This is a genomic window from Cognatundibacterium curvum (assembly GCF_014284235.1).
GTDB classification, from domain to species: Bacteria; Pseudomonadota; Gammaproteobacteria; order Burkholderiales; family Burkholderiaceae_D; genus Undibacterium; species Undibacterium curvum.
Window position 1 is genome coordinate 137,919 of the sequence record NZ_JACOGD010000008.1, and the last position, 18,075, is coordinate 155,993.

The 18,075-nt window shown below is 53.8% G+C and carries 19 protein-coding genes; all 19 read right to left on the bottom strand.

Annotation, left to right across the window (positions count from 1 at the left end; genetic code table 11):
• Positions 1 to 53: 53 nt before the first annotated feature.
• Complete coding sequence (locus tag H8K43_RS15495) at positions 54 to 1,844, bottom strand: acyl-CoA dehydrogenase C-terminal domain-containing protein (protein ID WP_186904665.1); 1,791 nt, start codon at positions 1,842 to 1,844, stop codon at positions 54 to 56.
• Positions 1,845 to 1,957: 113 nt separating this feature from the next.
• Complete coding sequence (locus H8K43_RS15500) at positions 1,958 to 2,560, bottom strand: TetR/AcrR family transcriptional regulator (protein WP_162020838.1); 603 nt, start codon at positions 2,558 to 2,560, stop codon at positions 1,958 to 1,960.
• Positions 2,561 to 2,798: 238 nt separating this feature from the next.
• The gene (locus H8K43_RS15505; RefSeq protein ID WP_408058555.1) at positions 2,799 to 3,221 is read right to left on the bottom strand and encodes an RNA-binding S4 domain-containing protein; all 423 of its coding nucleotides are present in this window, start codon (positions 3,219 to 3,221) and stop codon (positions 2,799 to 2,801) included.
• A gap of 133 nt (positions 3,222 to 3,354) precedes the next feature.
• A complete protein-coding gene (locus H8K43_RS15510) occupies positions 3,355 to 4,173 on the bottom strand; it encodes a DUF429 domain-containing protein (protein WP_186904666.1) in 819 nt (272 codons plus the stop codon).
• Complete coding sequence (clsB, locus tag H8K43_RS15515; RefSeq protein WP_186904667.1) at positions 4,173 to 5,336, bottom strand: cardiolipin synthase ClsB; 1,164 nt, start codon at positions 5,334 to 5,336, stop codon at positions 4,173 to 4,175. The genes H8K43_RS15510 and clsB overlap by 1 nt, the downstream gene beginning before the upstream one ends.
• The gene (locus H8K43_RS15520) at positions 5,333 to 6,151 is read right to left on the bottom strand and encodes an endonuclease/exonuclease/phosphatase family protein (RefSeq protein WP_186904668.1); all 819 of its coding nucleotides are present in this window, start codon (positions 6,149 to 6,151) and stop codon (positions 5,333 to 5,335) included. The genes clsB and H8K43_RS15520 overlap by 4 nt, the downstream gene beginning before the upstream one ends.
• The gene (gene nudB / locus H8K43_RS15525; RefSeq protein ID WP_186904669.1) at positions 6,148 to 6,630 is read right to left on the bottom strand and encodes a dihydroneopterin triphosphate diphosphatase; all 483 of its coding nucleotides are present in this window, start codon (positions 6,628 to 6,630) and stop codon (positions 6,148 to 6,150) included. The genes H8K43_RS15520 and nudB overlap by 4 nt, the downstream gene beginning before the upstream one ends.
• A gap of 159 nt (positions 6,631 to 6,789) precedes the next feature.
• Positions 6,790 to 7,299: a DUF1648 domain-containing protein gene (locus tag H8K43_RS15530; protein WP_186904670.1), complete on the bottom strand. Its 510-nt coding sequence runs from the start codon at positions 7,297 to 7,299 to the stop codon at positions 6,790 to 6,792.
• Positions 7,300 to 7,618: 319 nt separating this feature from the next.
• Positions 7,619 to 8,098 carry a cache domain-containing protein gene (locus H8K43_RS15535; protein WP_186904671.1) on the bottom strand — a complete coding sequence of 160 codons (480 nt, stop codon included), beginning with the start codon at positions 8,096 to 8,098 and terminating at the stop codon, positions 7,619 to 7,621.
• A gap of 309 nt (positions 8,099 to 8,407) precedes the next feature.
• On the bottom strand, positions 8,408 to 9,205 hold the full coding sequence (locus H8K43_RS15540) for a CsgG/HfaB family protein (RefSeq protein ID WP_186904672.1): 798 nt from the start codon (positions 9,203 to 9,205) through the stop codon (positions 8,408 to 8,410).
• 125 nt (positions 9,206 to 9,330) lie between these two features.
• On the bottom strand, positions 9,331 to 9,858 hold the full coding sequence (locus tag H8K43_RS15545) for a GNAT family N-acetyltransferase (protein ID WP_186904673.1): 528 nt from the start codon (positions 9,856 to 9,858) through the stop codon (positions 9,331 to 9,333).
• Positions 9,859 to 9,975: 117 nt separating this feature from the next.
• A complete protein-coding gene (aspS, locus tag H8K43_RS15550; protein ID WP_186904674.1) occupies positions 9,976 to 11,781 on the bottom strand; it encodes an aspartate--tRNA ligase in 1,806 nt (601 codons plus the stop codon).
• A 62-nt stretch (positions 11,782 to 11,843) separates the two neighbouring features.
• Complete coding sequence (locus H8K43_RS15555) at positions 11,844 to 12,446, bottom strand: DUF502 domain-containing protein (RefSeq protein WP_186904675.1); 603 nt, start codon at positions 12,444 to 12,446, stop codon at positions 11,844 to 11,846.
• A gap of 56 nt (positions 12,447 to 12,502) precedes the next feature.
• The gene (locus H8K43_RS15560) at positions 12,503 to 12,868 is read right to left on the bottom strand and encodes an FmdB family zinc ribbon protein (protein WP_186904676.1); all 366 of its coding nucleotides are present in this window, start codon (positions 12,866 to 12,868) and stop codon (positions 12,503 to 12,505) included.
• Between the two features lie 79 nt (positions 12,869 to 12,947).
• Positions 12,948 to 14,372, bottom strand: a complete 1,425-nt coding sequence (locus tag H8K43_RS15565; protein WP_186904677.1) for a high affinity choline transporter 1 — start codon at positions 14,370 to 14,372, stop codon at positions 12,948 to 12,950.
• Between the two features lie 164 nt (positions 14,373 to 14,536).
• On the bottom strand, positions 14,537 to 15,586 hold the full coding sequence (locus H8K43_RS15570; protein ID WP_186904678.1) for a M20/M25/M40 family metallo-hydrolase: 1,050 nt from the start codon (positions 15,584 to 15,586) through the stop codon (positions 14,537 to 14,539).
• Between the two features lie 35 nt (positions 15,587 to 15,621).
• A complete protein-coding gene (pcp, locus tag H8K43_RS15575; protein WP_186904679.1) occupies positions 15,622 to 16,272 on the bottom strand; it encodes a pyroglutamyl-peptidase I in 651 nt (216 codons plus the stop codon).
• Between the two features lie 76 nt (positions 16,273 to 16,348).
• A complete protein-coding gene (locus H8K43_RS15580; RefSeq protein WP_186904680.1) occupies positions 16,349 to 17,332 on the bottom strand; it encodes a DUF979 domain-containing protein in 984 nt (327 codons plus the stop codon).
• Positions 17,329 to 18,060, bottom strand: coding sequence for a DUF969 domain-containing protein (locus tag H8K43_RS15585; RefSeq protein ID WP_186904681.1), 732 nt, complete (start codon positions 18,058 to 18,060; stop codon positions 17,329 to 17,331). The genes H8K43_RS15580 and H8K43_RS15585 overlap by 4 nt, the downstream gene beginning before the upstream one ends.
• Positions 18,061 to 18,075 lie beyond the last annotated feature (15 nt).

Consider the following 18,075-nt stretch of genomic DNA (forward strand, 5'->3'; position numbering starts at 1 on the left):
CACACCTCACTACCAACCCGCAGCGTGCAATGCACACCCCGGGTGTTAAAACATCAGAACAAATCTGCTTCAAGCGACAACAGGTTAGCGGAACCGGAACGTGCCTGACGGATCAGCATCGCTGTTTCAGGATACAGACGGGCGAAGTAGAAACGTACGGTCGCCAGTTTCGCTTTGTAGAATGTATCGCCGGAATCCTGTTTTTCCAGAGCGATTTTCGCCATTTGTGCAAAGAAATAGCTGTACACCAGATGACCGACAACGCGCAGGTAAGGCACGGCAGCAGCGCCGACTTCATCCGGATTCTGGAAGGCTTTCATGCCGATTTCCATGGTCAGCTTAGTGACTTTATCACCCAGCTCAGCCAGCGGTGTCACGAATTCAGCCAGTGCTTCGTTAGTACCGTTGGCTTCAACAAAGGCTTGTACTTTAGCGCCGAATTTACGCAGTTTTGCACCGTTATCCATCAGGATTTTACGACCCAGCAAATCGAGCGACTGTACGGTATTGGTACCTTCGTAAATCATGTTAATACGTGCGTCACGGACATACTGTTCCATGCCCCATTCTGCGATAAAGCCGTGGCCACCGTAGACTTGCAGACATTCAGAAGTCGACGTCCATGCGTTGTCAGTGATGAAGGCTTTGACGATAGGTGTCAGCAGAGCGACTTCGTCAGCGCAATCTTTACGGGTTGCTTCGTCTGGGTGGTTCAGTTCTTTGTCGAGTTGCAGTGCGACGTAAGAGCAGAATGCGCGCGCACCTTCAGCATAGGCTTTAGCGGTCAGCAGCATACGGCGTACGTCAGCGTGTACGATGATAGGATCTGCTGGTTTGTCCAATGCTTTCGGGCCGGACAGGCTACGCATCTGAATACGGTCTTTTGCATACACCAGCGCGTTTTGATACGCGACTTCAGTCAGACCCAGACCTTGCATACCAACACCCAGACGTGCTGCGTTCATGAACACGAACATCGCGTTCAGACCTTTGTGCGGGCCGCCGATCAGCCAGCCAGTTGCGCCATCCAGATTCATCTGGCAGGTAGAGTTACCGTGGATACCCATTTTTTCTTCGATCGCGCCGCAGAAAATCGGGTTACGTGCACCGTTAGAACCATCTGCATTCGGCAGGAACTTAGGCACGATGAACAGGGAAATACCTTTCGAACCTTCCGGTGCGCCTGGCAGACGTGCCAGTACCAGATGGACGATATTGTGTGACATATCGTGTTCACCAGCCGAGATGAAAATCTTAGCGCCAGTGATTTTGTAGGTACCGTCTTCCTGAGGTTCTGCTTTAGAACGCAGCAGACCCAGATCGGTACCGCAGTGTGGCTCAGTCAGACACATGGTGCCTGTCCATTCGCCGGAAATCAGTTTAGGCAGGTACAGCGATTTTTGTTCGTCTGTGCCGTGCTCATGAATGCACTCGTAGGCGCCATGGGACAGACCTGGGTACATGGTCCATGCCTGGTTGGCCGAGTTCAGCATTTCATAGAAAGAGTTGTTGACGACCAGCGGCAAGCCCTGACCACCAAATTCCGGATCGCAGGACAAAGCAGGCCAGCCTGCAGCGATGTATTGTTCGTAGGCTTCTTTAAAGCCTTTTGGTGTCTTGACAGTGTGTGTCGCTTTGTCGTGGTGGCAGCCTTCGCGGTCACCGGAATGGTTCAGCGGGAACAGTACTTCAGAGGTGAATTTGCCGCCTTCTTCCAGAATCTGGTTGATGATATCGGCATCGACTTCCGCGTGTGCTGGCAATTGCTTGAGCTCGGATTCGACATTCAGTAATTCATGCAAAACAAACTGCATATCACGCAATGGAGCGATATATTGACCCATGATTATCTCCTGACGGCAAAATTAAATAGTTAAATTTACGAAACTAGTGACAGGCATGTCCGGCACATGACAAGCGCCCCTGTCGCTACTGAAAAAAACAGTCTGGTATCGGCTTAAGCAGCTTCTCCGACTGGTGCATAGCATTCGATCATACGTTCAAAACCTGCCTGGGCCCGGTCGACACTGCCAGGTTTGCGCAAGAAGCGCGCATCGTGGTGTAACGCCAGTATCAGGCCATACATTTCATACACTATCTGCTCCGGATCGACCCCGGCGCGCAAATGCCCAAGCTGAATTGCCTGGGTGGCAGCGCGGTGCAATGCACCCTGCCAGGCTCTGACCATGCCGACCAGTTCATCCCTGATCGGACCAGGCCGGTCATCGTATTCCGCCGCACCACTGATGTAGATGCAACCGGAAGCGATTTCCACCGTCACGCGCTTAATCCACAATGCAAACATCGACTGCAGGCGCGGTAAGCCGCGCTCTTCTTTCATACTCGGGTAGAACACTTCCTGCTCGAAGTGATGGTGATACAGCTTCAGCACTTCGATCTGTAAATCCTCGCGTGAGCCGAAATGGGCAAAAACGCCAGACTTACTCATGTTCATCTTGTCAGCCAGCAAGCCTATAGTCAGGCCTTCTATGCCGTCACGACTGGCGGCATCCAGAGCCACATCCAGGATAGCCGCGCGGGTCAATTCCCCTTTGCGCATGAATTTCGATGTCATATTCATATTACATTGCTTATTTTGAAATGCTTTACGTTTAGCAAAAATATGCAAACGAGTGAATTAATCGAACGCTCGTACTATTAGTCAGAGCGCATGAAAAGTCAAACTGCTTTCCGCCTTTAGAGGAGAGTATCTATTTGTTTTGCGACAGCGGTATTTCATTGCTTCAGGCTCCGGCTGTTTTTTCAATGTTGTCTGTGATTGCAAGCGTCCCGGCGACTCAGGAACGGTCAAAGTCGAGCTGACGGCGATCCCGCTTGGTCGGTCGTCCCTGTATCGCAGCGGCCGGTTCGCGGTAATACTTGCGGTTCTCAGCCTGGGTGTGACGGCGCGCCAGGCTGTCCTCGGTTTCCTGATACATGGTCTGCGCCACCGCTGCTGGCCCGCGCATTTCAAGGATGCGCAGGACATGGATTTCCCAGGTTTGCTCACCATGGGTAACCTGGATCAAATCGCCGGGTTTAACGCTGTGCGCCGGTTTAACTCTTTGTTCATTCTGTAACACGCGGCCTAATTCAACGGCGTGGGTGGCCAGACTGCGGGTTTTAAAAAAACGCGCAGCCCAGAGCCATTTATCAATACGGGTGGTGTCTGTCATGGGGATAGGTAAAACGAAGGTGGCGCAGTCAGTGCTGACGGACAGCCAGGCTGCGCAAAATTTTCGTACGTTCATTCTATTTTGAAGCAATGTATTGCAGCCTCAGATGAATTACAAGCCATTTCTGTGCTGCATCAGCGCTAGTACCAACAGCCGACGCAGCTGACGCCGGCATGGCTCAGGGGATCAGCAGATCACAGCCGACGATCCAGCCCTCCAATGCGTCAAAGGAAGGTAAGCCAAACTGTTGTTCCCGCCGCTGCCAGGCCCAGCCCGCCAGCAGCAGACACAGCACCGCATCAAGCAAATCGGCACTGCCATCGGCCAGAATCGCATCGCGCCACGGCCCTAATTGCAGCGGAGTTTGCCAGGGCGTGGCGCCGGTTTCAATGGCAGCGATGATGCGGCTGCGCTGCTCTGTACGGGATGCATCCTGCTTCGCTTTATCATCACTTTTATACGACAGCCGGGTGATGCTGCGTGCAACCATGCCGGGATAGGCTTCCAGCGCAATTTTGTGCGATTGCGCCAGATGCATGCCGGGCACCGAAAAGCCAGCTTGCACTATCAGCGGCATACCCGCATGCAGCATGTAGGCGACGGGTGGATTCACCCATTTCATCGAAGGTGAAGAACCGGCAGGCCGGTCGGTGGCGCGATGGGCAAATTTATTACCGGGTGGTCTGGCATCGCAAAAGGCTTTGCAGACCTCACGCAAACCGGCCCGGCTCAGCGTGCTCAGCTCAGCGATCAGCGCGGGCCAGTGCTGCGGCCAGCCCTGCTGCCCGATCAGTTCACGCGGCAGTGAAAACGGCAGGTCAAACGCGGCCACACAGTGTTCCTGTTGCTGTAACCACGCAGAGAATTCGGCCAGACTATGCAGCCTCGTGAGGCCACTCAGCGCCAGCATTCCATCCTGCGCGACCGCAGTCGCGATCGTCACGCCTTTCCGACGACTGGGTGCGGAGGTGAAATCTATGCCGTGTAGCAGCGTCATCAGCCGTAATGCCCGGAAGTCATGATGCGCATCAGATTGCGGTACACCAGAAAAGCGAAGCCATTCCACAGCTTGCGCGTCCACGGCAGGCTGGAAAAATCCGCCTCCTGCACTTCGCTGCCGTCGGCTATCCCCTGATTGAGTTCTGTCTCTAATTCAGCGGTAAATTCAGCATCCTGAATCACGATATTGGCTTCATGATTCAGAAACAGGCTCAAGGCGTCGAAATTACTCGAGCCGACCGTCGCCCAGTCATCATCGACGATGGCGACTTTCGCATGCAATTGGGTTTTATGATATTCGATAATCCTTACGCCCTGCCGTAACAGGCCAGGATAATAGGACTGCGCCACCGCATCCTGTAAGGCAAATTGTCCAACCCCGACCACCAGTGTTACCTGCACACCACGACTGGCCGCCGCTGTCAGTGCGCGCCGGAATTTCCGGCCCGGCGCAAAATACGGCGTGACCAGGATCGCACGCCGCTTTGCCTGCCCCAGCGCCTGCAGATAAGCTTTTTGGATCGTGCTGCGGTTACGCAGATTATCCCGGACCAGCAAGGCGGCCGGACTCAAACGGGTACGTGCGACTTTAGCTTCATGATGCAAATCCCGCATCAATGCAAAACGGGCGCGTAAATTGAGCTTACCGGTACGCCGCCATTGCGCATCCACCTCGTGAAACACAACGCGTACCAAGGGTCCACGCAGACTGACGGCGAAATCCCAGCGTGGGTAAGGGAGAGGCAAGTCCCAGCCATCATCCGACACCAGATCGTCAATAATATTCAAGCCACCAACCAATGCGACGGCACGGTCGGCCACCAGAATTTTTCGGTGGGTACGCGCCAGTCCACGGCGGAACCAGGGATTGAAACAACGTGCAGCCACACCTGCAGCGCATAAGTCAGCCACCAAGGTTTCTGCCGCCGCCCTGCCACTGCCCAGCCAGTCAATCACGACCCGGACAGTGACGCCACGGCGGGCTGCGGCCTTCAGCGCATCCCTGACCTGGTTGGCAGTCGGGTCGGCAGTGAAGATATAAGTTTCGAGATAAATTTCCTGCTGCGCGGCATGTATCGCGCCCAGCAGTTCCGGAAAAAATTCCTTGCCCGAACGTAGCAAGCGCACATCGTTGCCATCGATGAACGTTAGCTTACTCATCGCTCAGACTGCCCCGGCTGCAGTAACTGCAATTCAGCGCTGATCGGTACATGATCCGATAAGCTAGTCCAGGGCTTACCATTGAGGACCCGCGCCTGACTGACTTCAAAGCCGCGCAGATACACGCGATCCAGGCAGAGCCAGGGTAAGCCAGCCGGAAAAGTTCTGGCATGATTTGGGCGCGACGGCTTCCACAGACGATGCAGACTGGCCGGTAAAAATGCGGGATGCCGGTGCCCGGCATCGATATCAAATGCCTCGCGCACACCCAGCGCTGTGTATAAATCATGACTCAGACGCTGATTCCAGTCATTGAAGTCGCCTGCAATAATCAGCGGCGCATCGGCGGGCGTATCGCGTTCTATGGTCGCAATCAGCGCCGCAATCTGACGCTTTCTGCTGGCAGCAAACAAACCCAGATGAATCACAAAACAATGGATAGCTGCAGCCGGATGATCGACCACCGCATGCAGAATGCCACGCTGTTCATACGCATGATCAGACACATCATGGTTAGCCTGAGAATGAATCGGGAAGCGGCTCAGCAACGCATTGCCATGGTGTCCGTGGTTATAAACAGCATTCATGCCATAGGCGGCATGATGCGAATCTCCGGCCAGGAATTCATGCTGAGCCTGCTGTGGCCACAGTGCATGACGGCGTGCATGCAGATCATGCTGCCCCTGTACTTCCTGTAAAAACACCAGATCCGCATCCAGCGTAGCAATCGCATCTTTTAAATGATGGATACGGGCCTGACGACCAAATGCGCTGACGCCTTTATGAATATTGTAGCTGGCGATTTTAAGTGTCATACGCTGGTGACCTGTTCAACAGCACCGGGATGAAACTTCGCATGCAGGCGCGGCAGCTGCAAAATCGCTTCCGCATTGGAGGGTGAAAAACAGGCATCGGCGGCAGCATGCCAGGGCAGCCAGCGATACTGCAAATGTTCGCGCGGCGCCAGCGTGACCGCCTGAATCGCATCGACGCACAGTCCGAATACATGTTCGGTATTTTGGGTGACACCCGGCGCATAGCGGTGACGCCAGACCGGGTAAATGTCATAGACATTGCACAGTTCCCAGTCATGCAAGCGATGCAGGCTTGCGTCTATTCCGGTTTCTTCTGCCACTTCACGGGCGGCGGTATAGGCCAGCGCCTCATCGGGCGTATCTTTGGAGCCGGTCACCGATTGCCAGAAACCAGGCTTGTCAGCGCGCTCCAGCAAGAGTACATCCAGCGCAGGGGTATAAATCACGACCAGTACAGACTCAGGAATTTTATAAGGCATAGCAACAAGTCAGAAGCAGAACCGTCATCAACACTGACCTGCGGTCTGAATACACATGCTGCAAACAGCACATATATCTTCATCACGGAGGCCAGCAACAGCGCTATTCTAACTGGTTTCGGTCACAGCGCTGTGACGGGCGCTATCTGCGCGCTGCGGCTAATTGCAGTCTAGCGGAGGGCGCGCAAAATGCCGGATCAGCATGCCTACGCCACCCAGCGTCCCGGCCAGAAAAATCGTCAACCCCAGCATGCTGGCAGTGGCGGGCAACTGAACCACAGCCGCCTGATTAGCCTGTACGATAAGAATGTGGGTGTAGCCGAAGAACAGCACCATCCAAACCTGAATCAACATAACAAAGGAGCGCAGACAGGCAATGGTCGCGGCTTTACGCTGATCCGCCAGCCAATAATCTGCATGTGGCACATTGATGGGTACATCGGCACGTAATACGGCCGAAACCAGTCCTGTGACCAGCGCTGGTAAACCGACGATCAGCAAAGTCATCAGTATCAGATGGGAAGTGCGTGAAGCATAACGATCAGGCAGACCGGCCGCATTAAAATGGGCGGCCAATTCCGGCGGCAAGCCGGCAGCTGACCAAAACAGAAAAATCAACGTCAAACCCTGAGTGGCAATCAACAGTTTGTGTGCATTACGTAGCAACATGAGCGCCTCGTCAAAACAGTGAAGTGTATTTCTAAGGCGCGGCATAGCCCTCTGCAGCAGCGCCCAGATTGCGTGAAAGACTGCTTCTCAGTATAGACGATTTAAGCGCATTTTCAGGCGCTGCCCGGATACCTGCGTAGCGGACACAACAAAAGCATAAGAAAAAAAAAGCATGGCGCTGATGAGACGCCATGCCAACTCTCGTTTTGATTGTTATTGAGGAATGACGCAAGATAGTCTCGGCAAGGCCTGGCGAGGCAGTACGCTAAAGTACGACAAGAAGCCAAAACGCAGCTGGGGCCGATTTGCGTCAGTTCTTTTATTTAGATGCGTAGACGCCCACGCATAGCATGCTGTCTCCTGCACCACGCTCACAATAGGATTTTTTCAGATCATAGGACTGGGTGGCCGGGTTATTGAATTTATAGGGTCCATACCAGCCTTTACCCGACGCTTTGACCATGTCTATCATGCCTTTGATGAAGGCATTGCCGTCCACATCTTTCATGCCTAATAAATTTTTTCCGACCATCTTGGCATTCGCTCCCTGGGCCAGACAATTGCCCTCAAAATCATAGGCGAATACATACAGGTCGCGGTCTTTAAACGCACCGTCAGGATGTTCAGTAAAGGTTTTATAGGCTTTGTCCGCACCGGCTGACTTCACCAGCGCGATACCGTCTTTCACCATTTTCTGCGCTTCGGCTTCACTGCCGTGTTCGGCCGCGCTGGCCAGACCAGAAAAGAAAACAGCGATACCAAAAGTGCTGGCAACGAGAGAGGCAAAACGTAGTTTCATAAGGGCTCCTAACAGTGCGGAACAATCAGTCGGCTGGATGTGTACGTTATAGCACTTTCCCCACGGAAAATAAGTGTCATATGGAGAATTGACAATACTTAACTTAATGCAGCGCAATATTTCTTAATAAAACTATCGCCCCATTTTTCTATCCCGGCCCAATAGGCGTTCCGATCTCAGGCCATCACCTGCGACGCTGTGCAATGCAAACATTCTGTGCAGCCTCACAGCCTGGAGCAGACTAAACCGCAACATAGCAAAAAGGCTGACAGCTCACACTGTCAGCCTTTTACTGGCGATACGCTTCGCTTATTTCTTCGGCACTGCAGGCGGCAATTCCTTGCTCTGTAATTGCTGCACCTGGCTCACCAGCTTGTTATGCGCATCCAGAAAAGCCGCCACGATGACTTTGGCTTCGTTAGTATTGCTCCAGCCTGCACCCAGACCACCACCGCCCGCACCGAAGCTCAGTCCCCCCATGCCGAGATCGGTGGATTTGGCGGCACCCGTTGCAGCTGCAATTTGCTCCGTGGTTTCGTTATCAGTCAGCAGCAAGGCGACTTGCGCCTCTTTGAAAGTGACTTTCTCGGCATAGCCTGTGAAATTTTTGAGGAAAGGGATCATGCCCATGATGGCGCCTATGCCACCACCGGCGTGGCTTTCTGAAAACGTCAGGCTAGGGATCATGGTGTATTGCGCTTCGTAGCCTTTGCCCTTATGCACCGTGGTGTTCTTACGGATGATGCCTTGCGCCTGCAAATCCTGTTCCTGTATCACAGACTTCAGGCCGGACGCGCGGTCCACCACGCGGAAGCAGCCGCTTTGCTGCGCCAGCAAACGGATCAGCGGAACGGGTGAAGTTGGCAGATTATACGAACTCTGCAAAGTGTAACCATTGGGATTTTCTACCATCGCCAGTGTGGCGACCGGTGCGCTACATTGCGTCAGGGATTTGCTGGCACCTTTGGCACCCGCCGGACCGGCAGAGCCTGTGACCTCCGAAGTACCTTGTCCGAGCTCGGTTTTTTTCTCACCGCAGGCACTCAGTGCGAGCACGGTGATCAGGCATAAGCCGATTTGATACGGGGTAGTGGTGCGCAGTGTCATGTATCCTATCCTGAATAGCATTAGAAAACGGGAAATTTACACTAAGCAAGGCGAAAAGTGGCCTTTTCAATATGTAAAAATTGTAACTTTTACCTTACAACCGTGTTCATACTCTCCGCCGTTTGCTATTGCCCCATCAGGTAATTCAGATAACGCCCCTCACCGAGCTCAAAATACCAGTCACCCAGGCGTTGGTAAGCGTGTTTTTCATAAAAGCGGATCGCCTGGTTATTTTCCGCATTGACCTTGAGCCATAGCCGCGCTTGCTGGCTCGCTGCGAGCTGCTCTGCATGCCGTAGCAAAGCGCTGCCTATGCCCTGCCCGGCTGCATGGGCCTGCACATACAGAGTCGCCAGTTCCACGCCATAAGCGGGCTGCGAGCAGTCAGCCATGTTGAGTCCGGTGCTACTTGCGGTATCCATCAAAGCATAAGCCAGCAAAAATCCGTCCTGCTCCACCACAGACAGACGCAATTGCGGCTGATTTAGCATAGCCAGAAAGGCTGCAGGCGTGAGGCTGCTCAGCACATAATCTGCTATATCCTGATTGATACCCTGCTTACAGTAGGTATGGGTCCAGACCTGTGTCGCGAGCACGGCCAGCCGGTTTGCATCACTCACTACAGCGGGACGTAGTGTCCATGTGGTCACCATTCTGATTTCCTTGTTCGATACATTGCGGCCATCGTTGCAGCCTGAAAAAAAAGCGCGGACATCATCCGCGCTTTTTTTCTTAAGCGATCCCGCACCAGTTCAGCGGGATGGGCTGCATCATGCCTTGATGGCTGGTTCAGCTGCGCGCAAACGGATGTGCAGTTCACGCAATTGTTTTTCATCCACCGGGGATGGTGCATGGGTCAGCAAGTCTTGTGCACGTTGTGTTTTCGGGAAAGCGATCACGTCACGGATAGACTCTGCACCGGCCATCATGGTCACGATACGGTCCAGACCGAAAGCCAGACCACCGTGTGGAGGCGCGCCGTATTGCAGTGCGTCCAGCAGGAAGCCGAATTTCAGTTTTGCATCGTCGTCACTGATCTTCAGAGCACGGAATACCTTGCTTTGTACATCAGCACGGTGAATACGCACAGAACCACCACCCAGTTCCCAACCGTTCAGAACCATGTCATAGGCTTTAGCGATACATTTGCCCGGATCAGTTTCCATCAAGTCTTCGTGACCATCTTTTGGTGCAGTGAAAGGATGATGCACAGCGGCCCAACGGTCATTTTCTTCATCATGTTCAAACATAGGGAAGTCGATCACCCACAGTGGCTTCCAGACGTCGTCGAACAAGCCATTGGATTTACCGAATTCGCTGTGACCGATTTTCACGCGCAATGCGCCGATCGCATCGTTGACGACTTTGGCTTTGTCGGCACCAAAGAAAATCAGATCGCCATCTTTCGCGCCGGTGCGTTCCAGAATCTGAGCCAAGGCAGCGTCATGGATGTTTTTAACGATAGGCGATTGCAGACCATCACGGCCTTTTGCCAGTTCGTTGACCTTGATGTAGGCCAGACCTTTAGCGCCGTAAATCGCGACAAACTGGGTGTAAGCGTCGATTTCGGAACGTGGCATGTTGGCACCGCCCGGTACCAGCATACCAACCACACGGCCATTGTGCATATTGGCTGCACCGGAGAAGACTTTGAAGTCTACGTCTTTCATCACGTCGGTCAGTTCTGTGAACTGCAGCTTGACGCGCATATCCGGTTTATCGGAGCCATACAGGCCCATGGCTTCTGCATATTCCATGACCGGGAATGGGTCAGGCAGATCGATGTTCAGGGTGTTTTTGAATACCAGACGGATCATGCCTTCGAACATGTCGCGGATTTCCTGTTCAGACATGAAGGAAGTTTCGCAGTCGATCTGGGTGAATTCAGGCTGACGGTCAGCACGCAGGTCTTCGTCACGGAAGCACTTGGTGATCTGATAGTAACGGTCAAAGTTAGCCACCATCAGCAATTGCTTAAACAATTGCGGCGATTGTGGCAAGGCGAAGAATTCACCGGCGTTCACACGCGATGGCACCAGGTAATCACGTGCGCCTTCCGGTGTGGATTTAGTCAGCATCGGTGTTTCGATATCGATGAAGCCGTTCGAATCCAGGAACTTACGCACTTCCATCGCGACTTTGTAACGCAGACGCAGATTGTTTTGCATCTGTGGACGACGCAGGTCCAGTACGCGATGTGTCAGACGTGTGGTTTCAGACAGGTTGTCGTCATCCAGCTGGAACGGTGGCGTAACGGATGCATTCAGGATTTCTACCTGATGCGCCAGCACTTCGATTTTGCCGGATTTCAGATTTGCATTACCTGTGCCTTCAGGACGTGCGCGAACCAGGCCAGTGATGCGCAGGCAGTATTCATTACGTACAGTTTCAGCAGCGGCAAACACATCTGCACGATCCGGATCGCAAACCACCTGCACCAAGCCTTCGCGGTCGCGCAGATCGATAAAAATCACACCGCCGTGATCACGACGACGATGCACCCAGCCGCACAGGCTGACGGTTTGGCCGAGTAATTCCTCAGTAGTGAGGCCACAGTAATGGGTACGCATGGACATATTTCTTACCTGTCTGTTTTCAAAATTAATAATGTGTAGGAAGCGCAGAATTCCGCGCTATCTTATTTTGGTGGTTGATGCTCGGGAGCCACCACGCCCATGGAAACGATGTATTTGAGTGCTTCATCCACACTCATATTAAGTTCTATGGCATCTGCCTTAGGCACCATCAGGAAAAAACCGGAAGTCGGATTCGGCGTGGTGGGTACATACACGCTGACGTAATCGCCTTTCAGGTGATTCACTACGTCGCCCCCCGGCACGCCGGTCAGAAAACCGATACTCCAGGAACCCTGACGCGGATACTCTATCAACACGGCTTTGCGGAAGGCATTGCCGGACGAAGAGAACAGCGTATCCGACACCTGTTTCACGCTGGAGTAAATCGAATTCACGATAGGGATACGGTTCAGTAAACCTTCCCAGATGCGCACCACGTAATTGCCGATGAAATTCTGCGCCAGCAAACCGGTCAGAAAAATAATCAGCACCGTCAGCACTGCGCCGAAACCCAGAACCTGAAAACCGAATAATTCTGCTGGTCGCCATTGTGGCGGCAATAACAACAGAGACTGATCCATGGTGCTGATGATGGCATGCAGCACCCATAGCGTAATCGCCAGTGGAACCAGTATCAGTAAGCCCGTCAGGAAATATTTACGCATGGTGAACATTCTATGTTGATCAAAAAAATCGGTCTTTACAGACTGCTACTAAGTGCTCAGACGCTGTCGCCTGAGCCGGATGCAGTGCTGGCTGCGGCTGGTGTAGCCGCTGCAGCAGCTGTAGCGGGCGCTGCAGCAGGTGCCGTCGCAGCTTTTACTTCGCTGGAGACGGCAGGTGCAGACGTACCGGGTACACTGGCAGTTTCACCGGATGCCCCCGCAGCCGCAGAGCCACCCGAGCCACCGCGGAAATCGGTCACATACCAGCCACTACCCTTGAGCTGGAAACCGGCCGCAGTCACCTGCTTTTTAAATGCAGACTTGCCGCACTCAGGACAACCGGTCAGCGGCGCATCAGAAATCTTTTGCAATACATCTTTGGCAAAACCACACTGTTCGCAACGATAAGCGTAAATCGGCATACTCTCGCCCTAAAAAACTGATAAAACCCTGAATTATAAAGGTTTTACCGGAAAATTTGCGCATTGCATCAAGCCTGATTCAGACTTCCGTCACTTGTCGTGTATATTGTGGCAACAGAGAGCCCAGTAGCATACCCGCCATACTCATCAGCACGCCCACCAGCTGCGGCGGCCAAAAGCCTTCCGGCGCGGTGATTTCGAGTGCAATCCAGCTGCTCAGCCCTAACAATATAGAAACCAGGCCACCCTGGGCTGTGGCAGGCTTCCAGTACAAGCCAAAAGCCAGCGGGACAAAAGCCGCCACCAGCGTGACTTTGTATGCGTTTTCCACCATCTTATAAATACTGGATTCCGTATTCATCGCAAACAAGGTCACCACAGTAGTGAACAGTAAGACCACAATACGCATCATGCGCAGGAATTGTTTGTCGCTTTGCTGCGGGAAAAACGGCTTCAGGATATTTTCTGAGAACGTGACTGATGGCGCCAGCAAAGTCGCACTGGCACAGCTCTTAATCGCCGATAACAGCGCACCGAAAAACATCACCTGCGCCAGCATAGGCACCTTGGTCATGATCAGGGTAGGCAAAATCAGCTGCGAATCCTTTTCGATCAGGCTGGCCACCATAGATGGATCGATCAGGGTCGCCGAATAAGCCAGGAACATAGGGATAAAGGCAAACCCGAAATACAGCAAGCCACCCAGTACCGAAGCGCGTCCGGCGATGCTTTCATTTTTAGATGAAGCCACGCGCTGGAATACGTCTTGCTGCGGTACCGAGCCCAGCATCATGGTAATCCAGGCAGCGAAGAACCACAGCATTTCACGTGCGGTCGGGGCTGGCCAGAATTCAAATTTACCGGCATTGGCCGCATGCTCTATCACCACACCGGCTCCACCGACCATGCCAGACACTTCCCAGCCTATATAGACCATACCGATCACGATGATGATCATTTGTAAAAAATCGGTAATTGCGACCGACCACATGCCACCCATCAGAGTGTAAATCAACACACTGGCAGCGCCGATCACCATACCTACATCCATAGGAATGTAACCACCGGACACCACGTTAAATACTAGCCCCAGCGCCTTGATCTGCGCGGCTACCCAACCCAGGTAAGACACCACGATACACAGGGTGACCAGCACTTCAACTGCACGGCCAAACTTATTGCGGTAATAATCGCCGATAGTCAGCAAATTCATGCGGTACAGCGGTTTGGCAAAAAATAAACCAACCAGAATCAGACACATGGACGAGCCAAACGGATCAGCCACCACGCCCTTGAGCCCCTCTTTGACGAAGGTAGATGAAATCCCCAACACCGCCTCAGAACCGAACCAGGTCGCAAACACGGTGGCGGTCACCACATACATAGGCAGCGAGCGGCCAGCGACAGCGAAGTCTTTGGAGTTATTCACATAGCGCGCAGCATATAAGCCGATACCAACCGAGATCACCCAATACAGGATGACAAACCAGATAAGTGTGTTCATGTAGGCGTGTATACCAATAGTTCAATAAAAAAAACCCGCATTTTTTGCAGCGCGCATTATAGACCTAAGTAAGCAGGGCTTTAGAAAGCAGTTAAAGGATTTTTGTCGCTAAAATCACGAATTAGTCCATGTTTTCTAAATACCCAGATACCGTCAATCCGGTCTTAGCCGGGTGCGCCCTTCACAGTAGCAGGTGCAGCATCCTTTTTCCGGGCTTGCAGGCCAGCTTGCAAACCACCTTGTAATATCCGCTGGTCCGCCGCTCTGAGCGCCTGCGCAATCAGATCGACCGCGGCCCGATAAAAGGCGGGCTGGATTTTATCCGGCGTATCCCCGGGCTGATGGTAGTCGGCATGGTCTTCCACGCCAAAGTACAAAAACGGTATCCCGGCCCGGAATAAGGGATAGTGGTCGGACTGGGTGGTCCAGTCGTCCTGACCCTGCTCCGGTCTGTCATGCCCCAGCTTCAGGCGCAGGTCCGGCGAGGCTGGCAAGGACAGCAACAATTCGCGCAGAGCAGGCGTATGGTAACTGCCACTGGCATACAATTCCCCATGATCACCACGCCCGACCATGTCCAGATTGATATTCAGCGCGATTCGTTGCAGTTCAACCGGTGGCTGAGCGACCAGCGCTTTGGCGCCCTGCAGCCCCAGTTCTTCTGCATCGAAGAATGCCAGCACCACATCATGCTGTAAGGGCTGAGTCTGTAATCCACCCGCAATCGAGAGTAAGGCTGCCACACCGGAAGCATTATCATCTGCGCCAGGATGCACTTTGCCATTGCGTACACCCAGATGGTCATAGTGGGCCGACAATAACAGCATGGGGCGGCTGGCATGATCCGGCGCACTGCCTGCGCGGCAGGCCAGAATATTTCTGCCCTGCGTATCCTGCCCACGCACAGTAAAACGGAAATCCTGAATAAAATCCGCACCACAAGGACGCAGTCCCAGTTGCTCTAAACGGGAGATAATCCAGGCCGCTGCCTGCCGGTTTCCTGCCGTATCGGTCGCACGTCCGGCCATCTCCGGCGCGGCCAAGGTGTACAGATCCTGCATTAATTGCGTCTGCACGGATGGCGTGCTGTCTGGTGCCGCAGCCTGCTGCGCCTGTGCCAGACCACCCAAACAGGCCAGCCCCATCAGACTCATACCAGTACAAAGACGCAACGCACGGCTCCATCCATGCTGACCAAGGGACATTGAAAACATAGTAGCTATCCTGAATATCGTAAAAAATACACCGTTCAATGCGTCGTACCGGCACTCATGCGCACATCCTGCCTGACCGCCACTGCAGTTTCTGCGATCAGCCGCAGTCCCAGCATGACCTGCGACAAACTCATACTGGGCTGGCCGGGGTGACGCACAGCCTGCTCGGGCATATACGGGATATGCACAAAACCTGCGCTACGCAAGCCCGGATGCTGACTTGCGAAATGCATCAGCGCGTAAAACACATGATTACACACATAAGTGCCCGCCGTATTTGACACGGAAGCGGGCACGCCCTGCAACTGCAGCTCCTGCACAATAGCCTTGAGCGGCAGGCTGGAAAAATAGGCAGTTGGCCCGCCTGGCACCACCGGAATATCAATCGGCTGCGCACCCGCATTGTCTGCAATTCTGGCATCAATCAGATTGATAGCCACCCGCTCCACACTCAGATCACAGCGTCCGCCCGCCTGTCCGACCGCGATCACGATCTCAGGCTGCAGCGCATTCAGTGCCTCATTGAGTACGCTGAGCGAGGCCTCAAATTCACACGGCAATTGCAGCCCTATGATGCGGTGGCTGCCCGCAATCAGACTCTGATCGAGTTGCGACACGGCTTCCCACGAAGGATTGCTGCTCTCTCCGCCGAAAGGCTCAAAGCCTGTCATCAGTATTTTTTTCATGCTTAACCATCCTGTCAGCTGTTAATTCGACATGCGGGGCTGTGTTCAACCCAAAACGCGGTTGCCAAAGTCCTGCCTAAAAGGCCAGAAAATACATCAGCATCACATTACAGGCCAACACGGCCAAAGCGGTCGGTATCTGGATTTTGATGACCTGATACTGATCACGCAGTTCCAGCAGTGCGGCCGGTACGATATTGAAATTCGCCGCCATCGGCGTCATCAGTGTGCCGCAATAGCCGGAAAACATGCCTATCGCCACCACCGCAGCAGGATGCGCATGCTGCCCCTGTATCAGGAAAGGCAGCGCTATGCCCGCTGTCATCACAGGAAAAGCCGCAAAGGCATTCCCCATAATCATGGTGAACAAGGCCATCCCGCCGCAATACATCAACACCAGACCTAAGCGGCTGTCTGGCTGTATCAACAGACTGACCACTTGCTGTATCGCCTGACCGGTATGCGCAGCCACAAACACGCCACCCAGCATTGCCAGCAATTGCGGCAGGATCAGTGCCCAGCCCATCGCATCGACTAAGCGGTGCGCTTCGCGTACTGCCTGTAAGGGCGTATCGCGACTCAGCCAGCAGGCCGCAGCCAGCGCGCACAGGCTGGCCAGCACCAGCGAAGCAAGCGTCAGATTACCCTGATCCAGCAATGGCCAGCCCGCCAGTTGCCAATGCTTTCCGGCGAGGGTCAGAATCACGGTGATGAATGGGATTGCCAGTGCGGGCAGGAATATTTTTTTGCCTATGGCTTCAATGCGGCTGCGCAGCCGCGCCGTCATGTTTTGTGTATGCTGACCTGTTCCTAATCCTTTGCAACCGGCGATCAGCGCCAGTATCAGCACGATGCCACCCACGATGCGGTAAGTGAGCGGCTTGCCCAGGCTGGCCTGCATCGCGTCGCCCGCAATGAAGACACTGCCAAATAAAAACCAGAACAAGCCACTGCTCCAGCGGCGCGGGTTACTCGCATCGCGCCAGCTCATGAATGCAATCAGCATCACCACGATGCCTATCAGGTAAAACACGACTTGCAAGCTGATCCAGGCCTTCATTGCGCGCCTCCTGATGCAGCAGTCACGCCCTGCTGTTGCTGCCAGGCGTGTACCTCACGCGCAATCGAGGCATCCAGCCGCGACAGCCGGAACAAGTGAATCAGCAGCGCACATAAGGCGGTTGGTATACCCCACAAACCTATCGCTAAAGGCTCTACCGTGTGGATACCGTTTTCTTTCAAAAAAGCGGTCATCAGCAAGACCGCGCCGAACGCGATAAACAGGTCTTCACCAAAAAACAGCGCCACGTTATCGCAGGCTGCGGCATGCGCTGCGATACGTTCGCGCAGTGCCAGCGGCAATTCACCATGCTGATGGCGGGCGGCACCCTCCGCCATCGGGGCCAGCAAAGGGCGTACCGTTTGCGGATGCCCACCCAGGCTCAGCAGACCGAGCGCCGCACTCGCTTCGCGTACCACAAAATACAGCATCAAAATACGTCCGGTTGTGGCGCTGCGTATGCCTGCCACCCAGGCCTGGGCACGTTCGCGCAAGCCATAGCGTTCCAGCAAACCGATCACCGGTAAGATCAGCAAAGCACTGGCCAGCTGACGGCTGTTCATGAATTTTTCACCAAAGGTTTCCAGCAACAGCCAGAAATCCATGCCAACTGCGAGGCCGGTCACCAGACCTGCCAGCGTGACCACCAATACCGGATTGAAACGCATGGCAAATCCGATCACTACAATCGGAATACCGATCAGCGCCAGCCACTGCTGCATCTCCATACTTAGTCTCCTGTT

Excerpts from the sequence above, each read along its gene's own strand:
- nudB (WP_186904669.1), bottom strand. The coding sequence starts at position 6,630 with ATGCCTTATAAAATTCCTGAGTCTGTACTGGTCGTGATTTATACCCCT.
- H8K43_RS15580 (WP_186904680.1), bottom strand. The coding sequence starts at position 17,332 with ATGAAGGCCTGGATCAGCTTGCAAGTCGTGTTTTACCTGATAGGCATC.
- H8K43_RS15555 (WP_186904675.1), bottom strand. The coding sequence starts at position 12,446 with ATGCGTAAATATTTCCTGACGGGCTTACTGATACTGGTTCCACTGGCG.
- H8K43_RS15520 (WP_186904668.1), bottom strand. The coding sequence starts at position 6,151 with ATGACACTTAAAATCGCCAGCTACAATATTCATAAAGGCGTCAGCGCA.
- H8K43_RS15570 (WP_186904678.1), bottom strand. The coding sequence starts at position 15,586 with ATGTTTTCAATGTCCCTTGGTCAGCATGGATGGAGCCGTGCGTTGCGT.
- H8K43_RS15560 (WP_186904676.1), bottom strand. The coding sequence starts at position 12,868 with ATGCCGATTTACGCTTATCGTTGCGAACAGTGTGGTTTTGCCAAAGAT.
- H8K43_RS15565 (WP_186904677.1), bottom strand. The coding sequence starts at position 14,372 with ATGAACACACTTATCTGGTTTGTCATCCTGTATTGGGTGATCTCGGTT.
- H8K43_RS15500 (WP_162020838.1), bottom strand. The coding sequence starts at position 2,560 with ATGCGCAAAGGGGAATTGACCCGCGCGGCTATCCTGGATGTGGCTCTG.
- H8K43_RS15585 (WP_186904681.1), bottom strand. The coding sequence starts at position 18,060 with ATGGAGATGCAGCAGTGGCTGGCGCTGATCGGTATTCCGATTGTAGTG.
- H8K43_RS15495 (WP_186904665.1), bottom strand. The coding sequence starts at position 1,844 with ATGGGTCAATATATCGCTCCATTGCGTGATATGCAGTTTGTTTTGCAT.
- H8K43_RS15545 (WP_186904673.1), bottom strand. The coding sequence starts at position 9,858 with ATGGTGACCACATGGACACTACGTCCCGCTGTAGTGAGTGATGCAAAC.
- H8K43_RS15530 (WP_186904670.1), bottom strand. The coding sequence starts at position 7,299 with ATGTTGCTACGTAATGCACACAAACTGTTGATTGCCACTCAGGGTTTG.
- H8K43_RS15510 (WP_186904666.1), bottom strand. The coding sequence starts at position 4,173 with ATGACGCTGCTACACGGCATAGATTTCACCTCCGCACCCAGTCGTCGG.
- H8K43_RS15540 (WP_186904672.1), bottom strand. The coding sequence starts at position 9,205 with ATGACACTGCGCACCACTACCCCGTATCAAATCGGCTTATGCCTGATC.
- clsB (WP_186904667.1), bottom strand. The coding sequence starts at position 5,336 with ATGAGTAAGCTAACGTTCATCGATGGCAACGATGTGCGCTTGCTACGT.
- aspS (WP_186904674.1), bottom strand. The coding sequence starts at position 11,781 with ATGTCCATGCGTACCCATTACTGTGGCCTCACTACTGAGGAATTACTC.
- H8K43_RS15535 (WP_186904671.1), bottom strand. The coding sequence starts at position 8,098 with ATGAAACTACGTTTTGCCTCTCTCGTTGCCAGCACTTTTGGTATCGCT.
- pcp (WP_186904679.1), bottom strand. The coding sequence starts at position 16,272 with ATGAAAAAAATACTGATGACAGGCTTTGAGCCTTTCGGCGGAGAGAGC.